This is a genomic window from Catellatospora coxensis (assembly GCF_016862635.1).
GTDB classification, from domain to species: Bacteria; Actinomycetota; Actinomycetes; order Mycobacteriales; family Micromonosporaceae; genus Catellatospora; species Catellatospora coxensis.
Window position 1 is genome coordinate 183,678 of record NZ_BONI01000007.1, and the last position, 14,715, is coordinate 198,392.

The 14,715-nt window shown below is 72.5% G+C and carries 15 protein-coding genes; 7 read left to right on the plus strand and 8 right to left on the minus strand.

What is annotated here, in order from left to right:
• Positions 1-59: 59 nt before the first annotated feature.
• Positions 60-1,196 carry a cystathionine gamma-synthase gene (locus Cco03nite_RS06375; protein ID WP_203689564.1) on the minus strand — a complete coding sequence of 379 codons (1,137 nt, stop codon included), beginning with the start codon at positions 1,194-1,196 and terminating at the stop codon, positions 60-62.
• Between the two features lie 30 nt (positions 1,197-1,226).
• Between Cco03nite_RS06375 and msrA the strand changes: the two genes are divergently transcribed.
• The 3 genes from msrA (at position 1,227) to Cco03nite_RS43125 (ending at position 2,667) form a co-directional block, all read left to right on the plus strand.
• Positions 1,227-1,883, plus strand: coding sequence for a peptide-methionine (S)-S-oxide reductase MsrA (gene msrA, locus Cco03nite_RS06380; protein WP_203689566.1), 657 nt, complete (start codon positions 1,227-1,229; stop codon positions 1,881-1,883).
• A gap of 103 nt (positions 1,884-1,986) precedes the next feature.
• On the plus strand, positions 1,987-2,334 hold the full coding sequence (locus Cco03nite_RS06385) for a hypothetical protein (RefSeq protein WP_203689568.1): 348 nt from the start codon (positions 1,987-1,989) through the stop codon (positions 2,332-2,334).
• Positions 2,335-2,343: 9 nt separating this feature from the next.
• On the plus strand, positions 2,344-2,667 hold the full coding sequence (locus Cco03nite_RS43125) for a nucleotidyl transferase AbiEii/AbiGii toxin family protein (RefSeq protein WP_203689570.1): 324 nt from the start codon (positions 2,344-2,346) through the stop codon (positions 2,665-2,667).
• A gap of 33 nt (positions 2,668-2,700) precedes the next feature.
• On the opposite strand, the gene Cco03nite_RS42210 is transcribed toward Cco03nite_RS43125, so the two are convergent.
• Together Cco03nite_RS42210 and Cco03nite_RS06400 are read right to left on the minus strand one after the other, a co-directional pair.
• On the minus strand, positions 2,701-3,252 hold the full coding sequence (locus Cco03nite_RS42210; protein ID WP_239167162.1) for a hypothetical protein: 552 nt from the start codon (positions 3,250-3,252) through the stop codon (positions 2,701-2,703).
• A gap of 171 nt (positions 3,253-3,423) precedes the next feature.
• Positions 3,424-5,784: a beta-xylosidase/alpha-l-arabinosidase gene (locus Cco03nite_RS06400; RefSeq protein WP_203689572.1), complete on the minus strand. Its 2,361-nt coding sequence runs from the start codon at positions 5,782-5,784 to the stop codon at positions 3,424-3,426.
• A gap of 258 nt (positions 5,785-6,042) precedes the next feature.
• Between Cco03nite_RS06400 and Cco03nite_RS06405 the strand changes: the two genes are divergently transcribed.
• A complete protein-coding gene (locus Cco03nite_RS06405; RefSeq protein WP_203689575.1) occupies positions 6,043-6,567 on the plus strand; it encodes a GNAT family N-acetyltransferase in 525 nt (174 codons plus the stop codon).
• A gap of 10 nt (positions 6,568-6,577) precedes the next feature.
• Here the strand turns inward: Cco03nite_RS06405 and Cco03nite_RS06410 are convergent, their stop codons facing one another.
• Positions 6,578-7,489 (minus strand): peptidase associated/transthyretin-like domain-containing protein, encoded by a 912-nt coding sequence (locus Cco03nite_RS06410; RefSeq protein WP_203689576.1) that lies wholly within the window; start codon positions 7,487-7,489, stop codon positions 6,578-6,580.
• Between the two features lie 146 nt (positions 7,490-7,635).
• Between Cco03nite_RS06410 and Cco03nite_RS06415 the strand changes: the two genes are divergently transcribed.
• Both Cco03nite_RS06415 and Cco03nite_RS06420 read left to right on the plus strand, forming a co-directional pair.
• Positions 7,636-8,547 carry a ribonuclease Z gene (locus tag Cco03nite_RS06415; RefSeq protein WP_203689578.1) on the plus strand — a complete coding sequence of 304 codons (912 nt, stop codon included), beginning with the start codon at positions 7,636-7,638 and terminating at the stop codon, positions 8,545-8,547.
• A gap of 66 nt (positions 8,548-8,613) precedes the next feature.
• Positions 8,614-9,777, plus strand: coding sequence for an ArnT family glycosyltransferase (locus Cco03nite_RS06420; RefSeq protein ID WP_203689580.1), 1,164 nt, complete (start codon positions 8,614-8,616; stop codon positions 9,775-9,777).
• A 263-nt stretch (positions 9,778-10,040) separates the two neighbouring features.
• Here the strand turns inward: Cco03nite_RS06420 and Cco03nite_RS06425 are convergent, their stop codons facing one another.
• The 4 genes from Cco03nite_RS06425 to Cco03nite_RS06440 form a co-directional block, all read right to left on the minus strand.
• A complete protein-coding gene (locus tag Cco03nite_RS06425) occupies positions 10,041-10,379 on the minus strand; it encodes a hypothetical protein (protein ID WP_203689582.1) in 339 nt (112 codons plus the stop codon).
• Between the two features lie 102 nt (positions 10,380-10,481).
• Positions 10,482-11,462, minus strand: a complete 981-nt coding sequence (locus Cco03nite_RS06430; RefSeq protein ID WP_203689589.1) for a choice-of-anchor A family protein — start codon at positions 11,460-11,462, stop codon at positions 10,482-10,484.
• A 168-nt stretch (positions 11,463-11,630) separates the two neighbouring features.
• On the minus strand, positions 11,631-13,004 hold the full coding sequence (locus Cco03nite_RS06435) for a cystathionine beta-synthase (RefSeq protein ID WP_203689591.1): 1,374 nt from the start codon (positions 13,002-13,004) through the stop codon (positions 11,631-11,633).
• A 31-nt stretch (positions 13,005-13,035) separates the two neighbouring features.
• The gene (locus Cco03nite_RS06440) at positions 13,036-13,404 is read right to left on the minus strand and encodes a YkvA family protein (protein WP_203689593.1); all 369 of its coding nucleotides are present in this window, start codon (positions 13,402-13,404) and stop codon (positions 13,036-13,038) included.
• Positions 13,405-13,540: 136 nt separating this feature from the next.
• Between Cco03nite_RS06440 and Cco03nite_RS06445 the strand changes: the two genes are divergently transcribed.
• On the plus strand, positions 13,541-14,599 hold the full coding sequence (locus Cco03nite_RS06445) for an SGNH/GDSL hydrolase family protein (protein WP_203689595.1): 1,059 nt from the start codon (positions 13,541-13,543) through the stop codon (positions 14,597-14,599).
• The last annotated feature ends 116 nt before the right edge of the window (positions 14,600-14,715 follow it).

The window sequence follows — 14,715 nt, forward strand, 5'->3', positions numbered from 1 at the left end:
GGTTCAACCGGAGGTTCTGACCCGAAACAGCGATCTTGTCCTTCTGCGCTGGGGCGCGATCAGCCGAGCGCGGTGGCGAGATCGGCGAGCAGGTCGTCGATGGTCTCGATGCCGACCGAGAGGCGGATGAGGTCGGCGGGGACCTCCAGCTCGGAGCCCGCGACGCTGGCGTGCGTCATCTTCCCGGGGTGCTCGATCAGCGACTCGATGCCGCCCAGCGACTCCGCCAGGGTGAACACCTTCGTCGTGTTGCACACCCGCTCGGCGGCCTCGGGGTCGCCCATCCGGAAGCTGATCATGCCGCCGTACCGGCGCATCTGCTTGGTGGCCAGCTCGTGGCCGGGGTGCTCGGGCAGGCCCGGGTAGAGCACCTGCTTCACCTTCGGGTGCCGGGTCAGGAACTCGGCCACCTTCTCGGCGTTGTCGCAGTGCCGCTCCATGCGCACGGCCAGAGTCTTCACCCCGCGCAGCGTCAGCCAGGCGTCGAACGGGCCGTTGACCGCGCCCATCGCGTTCTGGTGGAACTTCAGCGCGTCGGCCAGCGCCAGGTCGTTGAGCACCAGCGCGCCGCCGACCACGTCCGAGTGCCCGCCCACGTACTTCGTGGTCGAGTGGACCACCACGTCCGCCCCGAGCGCGAGCGGCTGCTGCAGGTACGGGCTGGCGAAGGTGTTGTCGACCACCAGCAGCGCGTGCGCGTCCCGCGCCACCGCCGCCAGGCCCGCGATGTCGGCGATGCCGAGCAGCGGGTTGGTGGGCGTCTCCACCCAGATCATCTTCGTGTTCGGGGTCACCTTGGCCCGCACGTCGTCGACGTTCGAGATCCGGGCCGCCGTCCAGGACAGGCCCCAGCGCTCGGCGACCTTCGCGAACAGGCGGAACGTGCCGCCGTACGCGTCATCGGGAATGATCACGTGGTCGCCGGGCTTGCACACGGTGCGGATGAGCGTGTCCTCGGCGGCCAGGCCGCTGGCGAACGCGAGCCCGCGCGAACCGCCCTCCAACGCCGCCAGGCACTCCTGCAGCGCGTCGCGGGTCGGGTTGCCGGACCGGGAGTACTCGTAACCCAGCCGTGGCGAGCCGACCGCGTCCTGCTTGTAGGTCGATGTCTGGAAGATCGGCGGGATCACCGCGCCGGTGCGCTCGTCCGGCTCCTGGCCCGCGTGGATGGCGAGCGTTTCAAACCCGTAAGACATTCCCCCAGCGTAGAGGAGGACACTGGAGACATGTTCCTTCGCCACAAGAAGCTCGATGTCGTCAACGCCGCCGAGGCCCTGCCCGGCCGGGACACCTCGATCACGCCGCCGGCCGAGCACTACGTGCTGGGCACGCCGCTGACCGGCCCCTGGCCCAAGGGCATGCAGGTAGCCGTCGTGGCCATGGGCTGCTTCTGGGGCGCCGAGCGCCTCTTCTGGAAGCTCGACGGCGTCTACTCGACCTCGGTCGGCTACGCCGGCGGCATCACGCCGAACCCGACCTACCAGGAGGTCTGCTCCGGCTACACCGGGCACACCGAGGCCGTGGAGATCGTCTTCAACCCCGAGATCATCTCGTACGCCGAGATCCTGCGGGTGTTCTGGGAGAACCACGACCCGACCCAGGGCATGCGCCAGGGCAACGACATCGGCACCCAGTACCGGTCGGCGATCTACGCCACCACGCCGGAACAGCTCACGGAGGCCGAGGGCTCACGCGACGCGTTCCAGCCGGTGGTGACCGCCGAGGGCTACGGCCAGATCACCACCGAGATCGCGATGCTCGGGGACTACTACTTCGCCGAGGACTACCACCAGCAGTACCTGGCGAAGAACCCCGACGGGTACTGCGGCATCGGCCCCAACGGCATGAGCTGCCCGATCGGCGTCGCGAAGACCGACGCCTGAGCGTCTCCGATCAACCGGACGCCGCCGTCGTGCCCCTCGGGCGCGGCGGTGGCGCGCGCTGATGACGGGCCGAAGCGATACGCTTCCGTGGGAGGTGGAGGCTGTGGCCGGAGCGGCTTCTCGCGCGAGAGCACGGTACGCCAAACCCGTCGTGGTGCCGGACGGCCTCGAACTGCTCGCCGGTCCGACCTCGGGTGTGGTGGCGCTTCCCCGCCATCTGAAGTGGTCGGGCAGCGCGGGATACGACCTCGACGAGCCGGGGCGGATCATGGATCTCTACCGGACCGTGATCAATGAAGCGGCGACGCCCGACGACCTGCATCGGTACCTCAACGAGGCGGCGCTGAAATCGCTGTGGGAGACGATCTGGCTGCCCGCGCCGGTTCGCACGGCATGGGAACACCGTTTTCCGGAACTCGCCACCGCCAGGACATCGACCGAACCCGCATAAACTCCGGTCGTGGAAGCCCGCCATCGTGAGATCACCAAGATAGCCCTCGCCTCCGCCGGCAGATACGGGTTCGCCCTGGCCGGCGGATACGCGGTTCAGGCGCACGGCATGGGAAACCGCCTCAGCAGCGATGTGGACCTCTTCACCGACTCCCGGCAACGGGCCGACTTCACCCGCGCCGTCGACGAGGTGATCGCCGCCTTCGAGCTGCAGTCGTTGGAGCGGATCACCGACACCGACTTCGCCGAGTACCAGGTGAGCCCGGAGCGACTGGCTGCTCTACGGGCGGACTTCGCCGACTGGGCGCGCGTGCTCAGGCGATCAACCACATGAGCGCGCCGCCCAGTCGGAGTGAGCGGATTCTGTTCAGGCGGGGGTTCCGGTCGGGCCGGGGATCAGGCCGTCGATGAACCTGGCCCCGGCGTAGTGGGCGAGCGCTCCGGCCACCTCGGTGGAGGAGGCGCGCAGTGCCTGGACCGACACGAGGATCACCGACGGCCGGCCGTCGACGATGTTGCGGTAGTCCGCGGCCACGCCCAGGTCGACACCGGCTGCGGGCACCAGGACCAGGCGTGCGATAGGCCCGCTGGCGTCGGTGCGGCTCGCGTGCTCCCCGGCGTACGGCTCCAGGATCAGCGCGTCCACCGCCGGCCACGGCAGCGTGCGCTTGATGCCCGCCGTACGCAGGGTCAGGCCGGAGGCGTCGAGCACCACCGGTGCGGGCCGGAAGGCGGAGGCCAGCACTCCCAGTGGGATGAGCACCGAGAGCAGCCCGATGCCGAACAGCGCGCCGGAGCCCAACGGGATGAACAGGAACCGCAGCTCCCAGCCGTTCATCGAGCTCCAGATGACGAAGAGCCCGGCGAGAAAGAAGAAGGCCAGGCCGAGATACGGCGGCCGGGCGCGGTGCAGCACCATGACGGTCTCCCCAGGACTGGTCGTTGATCGCGCCAGAACGTAGCAGCCGCCATGACCGGGGGCAACGGCGATACGCGGCGGCCGCCCCGGACGGCCACCGCGCCGCGCGGTCATTCGTAGCGGTCCTGGTTGCCCAGCTGGAGGGACAGCTGGATGACCTTTCCCCAGCGGTCAGGCCCGAGCATCGGTGACGGCCGCCTCGGAGGTCATCCTGCGCTGGTGGCCGACGAACCGCTCGGGGCCGGTCAGCCTTACCCGCACGGTGTGCCTGATGTCGGCGCTGGATGCGCCGAGCCGCAGTTCCACATCGCCCGGTTCGACGAGCCGCCGCCCGTCGCGCCCGGTGTACGCGGCCAGGTCCGCGGGCACGGTGAACTCCACCCGCCGGGCCGCGCCCGGTGCCAGCGCCACCCGGGTGTACCCGATCAGCCGCTGCACCGGCCGGGTGACCTGGGCGACCGGGTCGTGCAGGTAGAGCTGCACGACCTCGGTCCCGGCCCGCTCGCCGGTGTTGCGCACGGTCAGCGCGACCGTGGCCGCCCCGTCGGTCGGGCAGGTCACCGGTCCGGCGTCGGCGGGCGGCTCCCAGGCGAAGCTCGTGTACGACAGCCCGTGGCCGAACGGGAACAGCGGCGTCGGGTCGACGGTGCTGACCTCGGTGGCGTGGCCGAGCGGCGGCGCGAGGTAGTTCGCGGGCTGGCCGCCCGGGTGGCGCGGCACGCCGACCGGCAGCCGCCCCGACGGCTCGACCCGCCCGGCCAGCACCCCGGCCACCGCGGGGCCGCCCTCCTGGCCCGGGAAGAACGCCTGCACGATCGCGGCCAGCCGATCCGCCCATGCACCCAGCGCGTACGGGCGTCCGGCGAGCAGCACGGCGACGACCGGCCGTCCCGTGTCCAGCAGCGCGCCGAGCAGCCGCTCCTGGGCTCCGGGCAGCCGCAGCTCGGTGACGTCGCAGCCCTCGCCGGAGGTGCCCTTGCCGAACAGCCCGGCCCGGTCGCCGAGCACCACGACGCACACGTCGGCCTGCTCGGCGAGCGCGACGGCGGCCGCGACGCCGCTGGTGTCGGTGCCGTCGACGGCGCAGCCCACGGCGTGGGTGACCGTCGCCTTCGGCAGCTCGGCGCGCAGCGCTTCGAGCACCGTGGGGATGGACACGCCGAGCGGCAGGCCGGGGTGGTGCAGCCCGACGTGGCGCGGGAAGGTGTAGCAGCCGAGCATGCCGTCGGCGTCGTCGGCCAGCGGCCCGACCACGGCGATCGCGGCCGCCGGGGCCAGCGGCAGCAGGCCGTCGTTGGCCAGCAGCGTCACCGACTGCTCCGCGAGCTGCCGGGCCAGGTCCCGGGCCGCGGGCGGGTCGAGATCGACGGCATCCGGGCGCGGCGGTGTCCAGCCCGGGTCGAGCAGGCCGAGTTCGCACTTCTGCCGCAGCACCCGGCGCACCGCCCGGTCCACCAGCGTCATCGGGATGGCGCCGTCCTGCACGGCGTCGGCCAGCGGCCGCCCGTAGCAGCGCACGATCGGCAGCTCGACGTCGACGCCGGCGGCCAGGGCGAGGCCCGCGGCGGCGGTGAGGTCGCCCGCGACGCCGTGCAGCGAGTGCAGGAAGGTGATGCCGAAGTAGTCGGCGACCACGGTGCCGTCGAAGCCCCACGCGCCGCGCAGCAGGTCGGTGAGCAGCCTGCCGTCCGCGGCGGCGGGCACGCCGTCGATCTCGGCGTACGAGTGCATGACCGAGCGCGCCCCGCCGTCGCGCAGCGCCATCTCGAACGGCGGCAGCATCACGTCGGCCAGCTCGCGCGGCCCCATCGCGACGGGGCCGAAGTTGCGCCCGGCCCGCGAGGCGGAATAGCCCGCGAAGTGCTTGAGCGTGGCCACGATCCCGGCCGACTCCAGCCCCCGCACGTACGCGGTGCCGATCGTGGCGACCAGGTAGGGGTCCTCGCCGATGGTCTCCTCGGTGCGCCCCCACCGGGGGTCGCGGGAGACGTCGAGTACCGGCGCGAGGCCCTGGTGCACGCCGACCGCGCGCATGCCCTGGCCGATCGCGGCGGCCACCCGCTCGACGAGCCCGGGGTCGAAGGCCGCGCCCCAGGCCAGCGCGGTCGGGAAGATGGTCGCGCCGTGCGTGGTGAACCCGGTCAGGCACTCCTCGTGCACCAGCGCCGGGATTCCGAAGCGTCCGGACGCGACGATCGCCTCCTGCAGCCCGGCCAGCCGGGCCATGCCCTCGGCGGGGCTGACCGGGGCGGTGCCGAACGGGCGGGTCAGCTGCCCGAGCCCGGCGGCGATCAGGGTCTGCCAGTCGAAGCCGTCCTCGACCATGTCCTGCTGGTAGGGCGCGACGTCGTCACCGTCCGAACCGGCCCCGGGCCACACGCTGTAGAGCTGGGCGATCCTCTCGGCCGGGGTCATCCGCCGGATCAGGTCGTCGACGCGCCGCTCGACCGGCAGCGCCGGGTCCCGCCAGGGCTGCTCGTCGGGTTCGAGGTCGGCTGCGGCCGCGACGGCGGCGTCCTTGTGGGTCGACATCGCCCTGCCTGTCTTCCACCCGGAATGACTGCACTTCCGGTAGTTTCCGGTATTCGAACCTCACCGCTGAGGGATCAGCCAACGCACCCTAACACCCGGATCCGGCCTCAGGACAAGGGTTAGGGCGCACTTTGTCACCCACGATGTCGAATTCGGAGGCCGCATCGCGGTTCCGAAACTTTCGCAACCTGGGTCCGTCATTTCCGGAAGCGCTCGGCCGTCCGGTCGGCGTGCAGGTCGGGCGGTAGCGTGCCGGGCATGACGCTGACGATCCGCCGGGGCGGCACGCCCGAGGACGTGGCCGCGATCGGCGAGCTGCACGCGCTGAGCCGCCGGTCGGCGTACCGGGAACTGCTCACACCGCGGGAGCTGGCCGGGATCACCGTCGCGGAGCAGCAGGACAAGTGGGCGCGGCGGTATGCCGCCGAGGCGGGCACGCACCGCCTGCACCTCGCCGAACGGGACGGCACCGTGATCGGGTTCTGCTACCTCGGTCCCGCCGGGGCCGAGGAACAGGCCCCGGCGGGCACCGGCGTGCTCAACGCGATCCACGTCCGCCGGGACGCGATCGGCTCGGGCGTCGGGCTCGCCCTGATGGACACCTGCCTGGCCGAGTTCGCCGCCCTCGGCTGCCACCGGGCGCTGCTGTACGTGGTCAGCGACAACACCCGGGCGCGCGGCTTCTACGAGCGGGGCGGCTGGGCCGCCGACGGCGTCACCCGCACCACCCCGATCGGCTCGGCAGCCGTGCCGGTCGTGCGCTACGCCCGCCCGATCCCGTGACCGCCCCGGGTCAGCTGCCGTCGGTGTCCGAGTCGGCGGCCAGCGCCAGCACCGCGAGGTAGCCGTCGCCGTCCTGGGTGACCTTCATCAGCATGCTGTCCTGGAAGATGCTGTCGCCGTCGTTGAAGGTGTCCCGCCCGGTGTGCGCCGCGTACGGCGCGGCTGCGAACACCTCGGTGTTGAGCGCCTCGTCGAACATCAGCTGGGTGGTCAGCACCCGGGAGTTGCTGACGTGCACCATCGCGTGGATGTGCACGGTGCGGCCGCGATACCAGCCGGGCCAGACGGTGGTGAACTCGACGATGCCGTCGCCGTTGGTGACCTGCGCGCCGCGCAGGTAGCGCTTGTCGTCCACCGGCTGCAGGTCGGCCATGCCGTCGTCGGCGCCGCCGCCGTTCGCGCCACCGGGCGGGTTGCCACCGGGCGCACCGCTGGGCGGAGTGCCGCCCGGACCGCCGCCGGGCGCACCGCTCGGCGGAGTGCCGCCGGGCCCGCCGCCGGGCTGGCCGCCGCCGCCCGAGGAGAGCGACTCCGCGCCGCTGTACAGGCCTGCCGCGTCGCAGTGCCAGATCTCCACCACCGCGTTGGGGAGCGGCTTGCACTGCTCGCTGTCCTGGACCTTCAGCACCACGCGGAGCCGGGTGCCCGCCCGGTCCTCCCGGATGTCGCTACGGATCTTGTCCGCGTCGAAGTAGTACGGCCCCTGCGTGGTGGACGGCGACAGCCTGCACGTGTTGACGTCCGTGAACAGGCCGGTCAGGTCCGCCGACGTCGTCGCGTCCGGCGACACCGCCTCGCCGCTGGTCGTGGTTGCCGGCGTGCCGTCCCCGCATGCGGTCAGCAGGCTGCCCAGCCCGATCGCGCTGATCCCCGCGAAGATCGACCGGCGGCTCACCCGCCGGCCCTCGTGGTCGTGTCCCATCGCCTCGTCCCCCTGCAGCTCGTGTCCTGTGCCGGCGACGTTAGGCAGCCGGCGTCGGCGTTGCCTCGGCGCTCGCTGGAAGAACGCTGGGCGGATCCGGCGCGGTACCCTCGCCCGGTGAAGACGATCTCCATGTGGGGGCGTCCGTGAGCCGGGAACTGATCGTGCTCGGCACGGCCAGCCAGGTGCCCACCCGCCAGCGCGCCCACAACGGCTACCTGCTGCGCTGGGACGACCAGGGTTTCCTGTTCGATCCCGGCGAGGGGGCCCAGCGGCAGCTGCTGCTGGCCGGGGCCGCGGCGAGCGACATCACCCGGATCTGCGTCACGCACTTCCACGGCGACCACTGCCTCGGCCTGCCGGGCATCGTGCAGCGGCTGTCGCTGGACCGGGTGCCGCACGAGGTGCCGATCCACTTCCCCGGCTCCGGCGCCGACTTCCTGCAGCGGCTGCGCCACGCCAGCCACTTCCACGACCAGGCCCGGATCGTCGAGTGCCCGGTCGACGAGGACGGCGTGCTGGCCACCGGCCCGTTCGGCACGCTCAGCGCGCGGCGGCTGCGGCACCCGGTCGAGTCGTTCGGCTACCGTCTGGCCGAGCCGGACGGCCGCCGGATGCTGCCGGAGCGGCTGGCCGCGCTCGGCGTACGCGGCCCCGACGTCGGCGTGCTGCAGCGGGCCGGCACGGTGGTGGCCGACGGCCGCCTGGTCAGCCTGGACGAGGTCAGCGAGCCCCGGCCCGGGCAGGTGGCGGCCTTCGTGATGGACACCGGCTGGTGCGAGGCCGCGATTCGGCTGGCCGAGGGCGCCGACCTGCTGGTCATCGAGTCGACGTTCCTGGAGACGGAGGCGGAGCTGGCTGCCGAGGCCGGGCATCTCACCGCGGCGCAGGCCGCCCGGATCGCCACCGAGGCGGGCGTACGCCGGCTGGTGCTCACCCACTTCTCCCAGCGCCACCCGAACGCGGCGGTGTTCGGCGACGAGGCCGCGGCGCACTTCGACGGGGAGATCGTGGTCGCCGAGGAGCTCGCCCGGATCGCGATACCACCACGCCGCTGACCGCGACGGCCTAAACTCGTCGCGGCGATCCCCCGCCCACCCTGCGCTGAACCCGGAGACACCCCCTTGAGCGAGATCAGCTCACCGAGCGCGCCTGCCCAGATCCGCCCCGCGGGATGGCCGGGCGCGGTCCGGCGGTCGCTGGCCGCCGCCTGGCCCGCGCTCGTGGCGTACGCCGCCGCCCGTACCAGCGGCCTGGTCGTGCTGTTCCTCTGGGCCCACGCGACCGGCAAGGACGCCGTCGGCCTGCTGGGCACCCGGTCCGACGCCGCGCATTACGTCGAGATCGCGACCCACGGCTACCCGTCCGCGGCCGAGATCCACACCAACACCATGGCGTTCTTCCCCCTGCATCCGACGCTCACCCGCTGGCTCGGGGCGATCCTGCCGTTCGGCCTGCCGACCGTCGGCGTGCTGCTCACCTGGGTCATGGCGCTGGTGGCGGCCTGGGGGCTGTTCGCGATCGGCAACCACCTGCACGACCGGCGCACCGGCGTGCTGCTGGCCACGGTCTGGGGCCTGCTGCCGCACGCGATCGTCGAGTCGATGGGCTACACCGAGGCCATGTTCACCGCGTTCGCGGCCTGGACGCTGCTGGCCACCCTGCGCCGGCAGTGGGTGGCCGCGGCCCTGCTCAGCGTGCTCGCCGGGCTCACCCGGCCGTCCGCCTCCGCGCTCTTCCCGGTCGTCGTGCTGGCCGCCTTCGTGGCGATCGTGCGGCGGCAGGACCGCTCCTGGCGGGCCTGGTTCGCGCTGCTGGTCGCGCCACTGGGCTGGCTGGGCTACCTGGGCTGGGTCGCGAACCGGACCGGGCGGCTGGACGGCTGGTTCCACCTCCAGCACGAGGGCTGGGGATCGAGCTGGGACGCCGGCCGGTACACGGCGAGCATGACCGCTTCGGTGCTGGCCGAGGCGAAGGTGCCCGACTACCTGCTGGTGGCGCTGGTCATGCTGGTCAGCCTGGCGCTGTTCGCGATCTCGGTCATCGACCGCCAGCCCTGGCAGCTGCTCATGTTCAGCGCGCTCATGATCGCCGTCTCGCTCGGCGGCTCGGGTTTCTACAACGCCAAGGCGCGCTTCCTGCTGCCCGCGTTCGCCCTGCTGCTGCCGGTGGCGGGGGCGCTGGCCCGGACGAAGCCGGCGAAGATGTACGTCATCGTGGGCACGCTCGCGGCCGTCTCCGCCTACTGCGGCGGCTACCTGCTGCTGATCTGGAAGTTCTCGCCCTAGACGGGTCGGGGCGAGGGTACGTGACCGGACTGCGGGGAACCGGAGATCACGTACCCTCGCCCACTGACGCATCTGCACGACTGGGGAGAACGCCTGGCCGGAGGCGTTGCGGAATCGACGGAGGCATGTCGAAACCCGCTCAGTCGCACCGATGCACGCGGCGCGCCTACGCTGGCGGAGCGCAACGGCGTCGCCGCTGGGACGGGGCCCGAGGACCACACGCCGGGGGACGGCAGGGGGCCATCGGAACACCCTTTTACTGGCTAGTCGAAGAGGCTCCTGCGGGTGCCGTTTCGCATGATGGAGCCGCCCCGCTCGCCAAGGTCGGCCCGCCAGGCGGGTAGCGAGCGCATCCCGTTGAGGTCGTGTCGCACGGTCCAGGCCTCCCGCCAGTGCCGGCTGGCCGCGGCTTGCGCACGCTCGGCGAGCCTTCGTGGCGGGCACGGCCAGTGTCGACCGCACCAGTTGCACAGCTGGTCGTCATCAGGTCTGTCATGCCGGCCCAGCATCTGCTGCGCGTCGCGCCACAGCAGGTGGTCGGTTATGTCGGAGGGTTCCCTGTGGCTGGTCTCGGTGGGTGGTGCATGGTCGACGGTGACCACGTTCCACGCTCCCCTCGGTAGCACTGCCGCTTCCGTACGCTTAGTCAACACTCACGGAAGGCAGTGCAGTCGCACAGGCTGTGCGACTGCCGCCGAAACGGGCTAACGGAACCGGCGGCGTGCCCGGTTACCAGCGATTACTGAGATAAGCAGGGCCAGTCCCACGAGTATCCCGGCGACCCCGAACCACGTCACAGGGCGTGACGCCAGCGCCATCAACCGCTCCCCCGCCGCCTTCGCCGAGGGCTCCGCCGACGCGGTGCCGTCCGGCCCGGGACCGCCCGGCCCGGCTACGGGGCTGGTCTCCGCGGCGGAAGGGCTCGGCGAGGGGGACGGCGCCGGGCCGCAGTCCAGCCCGTCCGGGAGCAGCGGAGCGCCGGTCACCCCCAGCGCGGCGGGACGGGCCGCCACGGGCGGCAGCCCCGGCGCGGCGGACGGCAGGCCGGACGGCCTCGGCGAGCCGGCGGGCGGCGACCCGGCGGGCGACAGGCTCGGCACGGCGGACGGGCTCGGCGACGGGCTGGGCGAAGGGGGCGGGCTCGGCGGGGCGAGCACCTCGGCGTACGGCGCGAAGATCACGCCGGGAGCCGGGGGGCCGGTCAGCACGAGGCGCGCGGCGGTCGGGAAGTGCCACACGACGCTGTCGACGGGTCCGCCGCCGAGGGCGGTCACCCGGGGCACCGCCCAGATCACCCGGTCGTCGACGAGCCGGGTGTCGACGTTGACCAGCAGCGGCGCGGACTCGATCGGCGAGGTGGCGAGGATGAGCTCGGCGATCCGGTTGAGGTCGCCCGAGCGCATGGTGAGCACGTTGGTCCGGTCCTGGCGCAGGTAGACCAGCACCCGGGAACCGCGGGCCAGCGGCGGGACCAGCGGGCCGCCGCCGGGGTCGCGCAGGTCGACGTTCGGCATGCAGACAGCCAGCGCCGCCGACCGTTCGAGTTCGGCGGGGTCCGGGACCGGCGCGGCCGCACCGGCGGTGAGCGCCAGCGGCAGCGTGACGAGCAGCGCGAGCACGGCTCGGCCCGGCGCGCCGGCATCCGTCCGGCGTACCCAGCGGCTCAGCGCGCTCGGCCTCCGCATGACCGGAGGGTAGCCCCCCGCCGCACGCCGATCGTGAATGTGGCATCCCCGACACACCGACACGACCGCATGCCGCGGGCCGCCGACTCGCCGGGCACCTGTGCGTATCTTGACGATCGATGCGCACGAGTACCCGGCAAGTCGGGTGATGTCGGCGGGGCGGCGAGATCAGCCCAGCTGGGCGAGCAGGTCCTGGCGGGTGAGCACACCGTGGGGCTTGCCGTCGATGAGCACCATCGCGGCGTCGGCCTTCTCCAGCAGCGCCACGATCTCGGCGACCGGCTGGCCACCGCCGATCATCGGCAGCGCCGGGCCGACGTGCCGGTCCAGCGGGTCGTGCAGCGCGGCCGCCCCGGTGAACAGCGCGTCCAGCAGGTCCTTCTCGGCCACCGCACCGGCCACCTCACCGGTGACGACCGGCGGCTCGGCCTTCAGCACCGGCAGCTGGGAGACGCCGTACTCGCGCATGATGTCGATCGCGTCGCGCACGGTCTCGGTGGGGTGCACGTGGATCAGCTCCGGCAGCGCGCCCTTGCTGTGCGACTTCGCGGCGAGGATGTCGGCGACGGTCGCGCCGTGCTCGTCGGTGCGCAGGAAGCCGTAGCGGGCCATCCAGTCGTCGTTGAACAGCTTCGACAGGTAGCCGCGCCCGCCGTCGGGCAGCAGCACCACGACCACGTCGTCCGGCCCGGCCTGCGCGGCGACCTTCAGCGCCGCCACCGCGGCCATCCCGCACGAGCCGCCGACCAGCAGGCCCTCCTCGCGGGCCAGCCGCCGGGTCATCGCGAACGACTCCTTGTCGGTGACCTCGACGATCTCGTCGCAGACGGTCCGGTCGTAGGTCTCCGGCCAGAAGTCCTCGCCGACGCCCTCGACCAGGTACGGCCGGCCGGTGCCGCCGGAGTAGACCGAGCCCTCCGGGTCCGCGCCGATGATCTTCACGCGGCCCTGGGAGACCTCCTTGAGGTAGCGCCCGATGCCGCTGATCGTGCCGCCGGTGCCCACGCCCGCCACGAAGTGCGTGATCCGGCCGTCGGTCTGCTCCCACAGCTCCGGCCCGGTCTGCTCGTAGTGCGACAGCGGGTTGTTCGGGTTCGAGTACTGGTTCGGCTTCCACGCGCCGGGGATCTCCCGGGCCAGCCGGTCCGAGACGTTGTAGTAGGAGCGCGGGTCCTCGGGCGCGACCGCGGTCGGGCAGACCACGACCTCGGCGCCGTACGCCCGCAGCACGTTCTGCTTGTCCTCGCTGACCTTGTCGGGGCACACGAAGACGCACTTGTACCCCTTGAGCTGGGCGACCAGCGCCAGCCCGACCCCGGTGTTGCCGCTGGTCGGCTCGACGATGGTGCCACCGGGCTTGAGCAGGCCGTCCCGCTCGGCCGCCTCGACCATCCGCACCGCGATCCGGTCCTTGACGGAGCCGCCCGGATTCAGGTATTCGACTTTGGCGAGCACGGTGGGGCCGCCCGGGTCGGTGACATTCCGGAGCTTGACCAGCGGGGTGTTACCGATCAGCTCGACGACGTTCTCGTAGTAGCGCACGCGTCAAGCGTAGACCGGGGTTGAATCCCCGTTAAGCGACGTCGCCGTCGATGATCGGACCGCCGACGGGCGTCTTGACGCCGTTCTCCCACATCAGGAACCGGTCGGTCTCGCTGATCAGCGCCCCGGCGATCCAGCTGACGATGATCACGTCATCGGCGAGCCCGAGCACCAGGAGGAACGCCTCCGGGACCATGTCGACCGGGGACACCACATACAGGGTGGCCGCCGTGATCGCCATGATCCGGCCGAGGCCGTCGTACTTGCCGCGCAGCGTGGCCAGCACCATGCGCGGCATCGCGCCCAGCCGGTCCGCCAAGCTGGCGTTGCTGCCGTTACCCGTGATGAGTGCCTTCCACAGCGCCGTGAACGCCGCGGTACGACGCAATGTGCGTCCCATCTCGCCTCCATCCGAGCGCAACCGAAGAGCGCTACCTTTCTCGCATGAGCGAGCGTTACCAGCCGACGATCCGCTGGGTACGTAGGAGCCTCAGAGAGGATTCCCCGACGGGTCTCCCGAGTGAGGCGGGTTCACTATGAGCGAGCGTACTGCGCAAGGGGCTACTGCGGCACACCGTCGCGGCAGGGATCTGGCGCGGCTGGCCGTCTACGGCGGCGGCGCGCTGGCCGGGCTCGGCCTGGCCACCGTCGGCGTGCTGCTCGGCCAGGTCGAGGCGGCCCGGCGCACCATCCCCATCGCGCAGGCCCCGCCGCCGCGCTCGGACGGCCTGTACGGCGGCCGGTTCGGCGGCGAGCCGGTGCACATGGCCATGCTGGGCGACTCCTCGGCGGCCGGGTTCGGCGCGCTGCGGGCCCGGCAGACCCCGGCCGCGCTGATCGCCACCGGACTGTCCCGCCGTCTGGAAAGGCCGGTGCGCCTGCACAGCCTGGCCGTGGTCGGGGCGACCTCGGGAATGCTGACGCACCAGGTGGAAGAGGCCTTGGAGCTGAACCCCGACCTGGCCGTGATCCTGATCGGAGCCAACGACATCACGCACCGGGCCGGGCAGGCCGCCTCCGTACGCCACCTCGCCGACTCGGTGCGGCGGCTGCGCGAGGCCGGCGCCACCGTCGTCGTGGGCACCTGCCCCGACCTCGGCGCCGTGCAGCCGATCCGGCCGCCGCTGCGCTGGCTGGCCCGCAGCTGGAGCCGCCAGCTCGCCGCGGCGCAGACCGTCGCCGTGGTGGAGGCCGGGGGGCGCACGGTGTCCCTGGGCGAGCTGCTCGGACCTACCTTCTCCGCGCAGCCGCACCGGCTGTTCGCCCGGGACCGCTTCCACCCGTCCGCCGAGGGCTACGCGCTGGCCGCGTCGGTGCTGCTGCCGACCGTGGTGGCCGCGCTGCGCAGCCCGGCCGGGCCGCAGCGGGTGGAAGCGGGCGCACGAACCGCCGTGGACGGGGTACGGTCGCTGCCACAGGCCGCGGTCGAAGCGGCGCGCCACGCCGGCACCGAAGTCGCCGGGGTACGCGTCGACGGCCGTGATCGCGGCCCGGCCGGCCGGTGGGCGCAACTGCGCCGCCGCATGTGGGAGGTCGTCCGCCAGGGCGAGGCCCCCGCCGGCCTGGCAGAACAGACGAGGGTGGAGCAAGCATGAGCGAGCTTTGCGAGCGAATCAGCGGGCTCGGACATGCCTGCGACGAGCGGAGCGAGGAGCGGGCATGAGCGAGCTTTGCGAGCGAATCAGCGGGCTCGGACATGCCTGCGACGAGC

Bases quoted from the DNA above. Each gene is read 5' to 3' on its own strand.
- Cco03nite_RS06375 (WP_203689564.1), bottom strand. From the start codon at position 1,196: ATGTCTTACGGGTTTGAAACGCTCGCCATCCACGCGGGCCAGGAGCCG.
- msrA (WP_203689566.1), top strand. From the start codon at position 1,227: ATGTTCCTTCGCCACAAGAAGCTCGATGTCGTCAACGCCGCCGAGGCC.
- Cco03nite_RS42210 (WP_239167162.1), bottom strand. From the start codon at position 3,252: ATGGTGCTGCACCGCGCCCGGCCGCCGTATCTCGGCCTGGCCTTCTTC.
- Cco03nite_RS06400 (WP_203689572.1), bottom strand. From the start codon at position 5,784: ATGTCGACCCACAAGGACGCCGCCGTCGCGGCCGCAGCCGACCTCGAA.
- Cco03nite_RS06405 (WP_203689575.1), top strand. From the start codon at position 6,043: ATGACGCTGACGATCCGCCGGGGCGGCACGCCCGAGGACGTGGCCGCG.
- Cco03nite_RS06410 (WP_203689576.1), bottom strand. From the start codon at position 7,489: ATGGGACACGACCACGAGGGCCGGCGGGTGAGCCGCCGGTCGATCTTC.
- Cco03nite_RS06430 (WP_203689589.1), bottom strand. From the start codon at position 11,462: ATGCGGAGGCCGAGCGCGCTGAGCCGCTGGGTACGCCGGACGGATGCC.
- Cco03nite_RS06440 (WP_203689593.1), bottom strand. From the start codon at position 13,404: ATGGGACGCACATTGCGTCGTACCGCGGCGTTCACGGCGCTGTGGAAG.
- Cco03nite_RS06445 (WP_203689595.1), top strand. From the start codon at position 13,541: ATGAGCGAGCGTACTGCGCAAGGGGCTACTGCGGCACACCGTCGCGGC.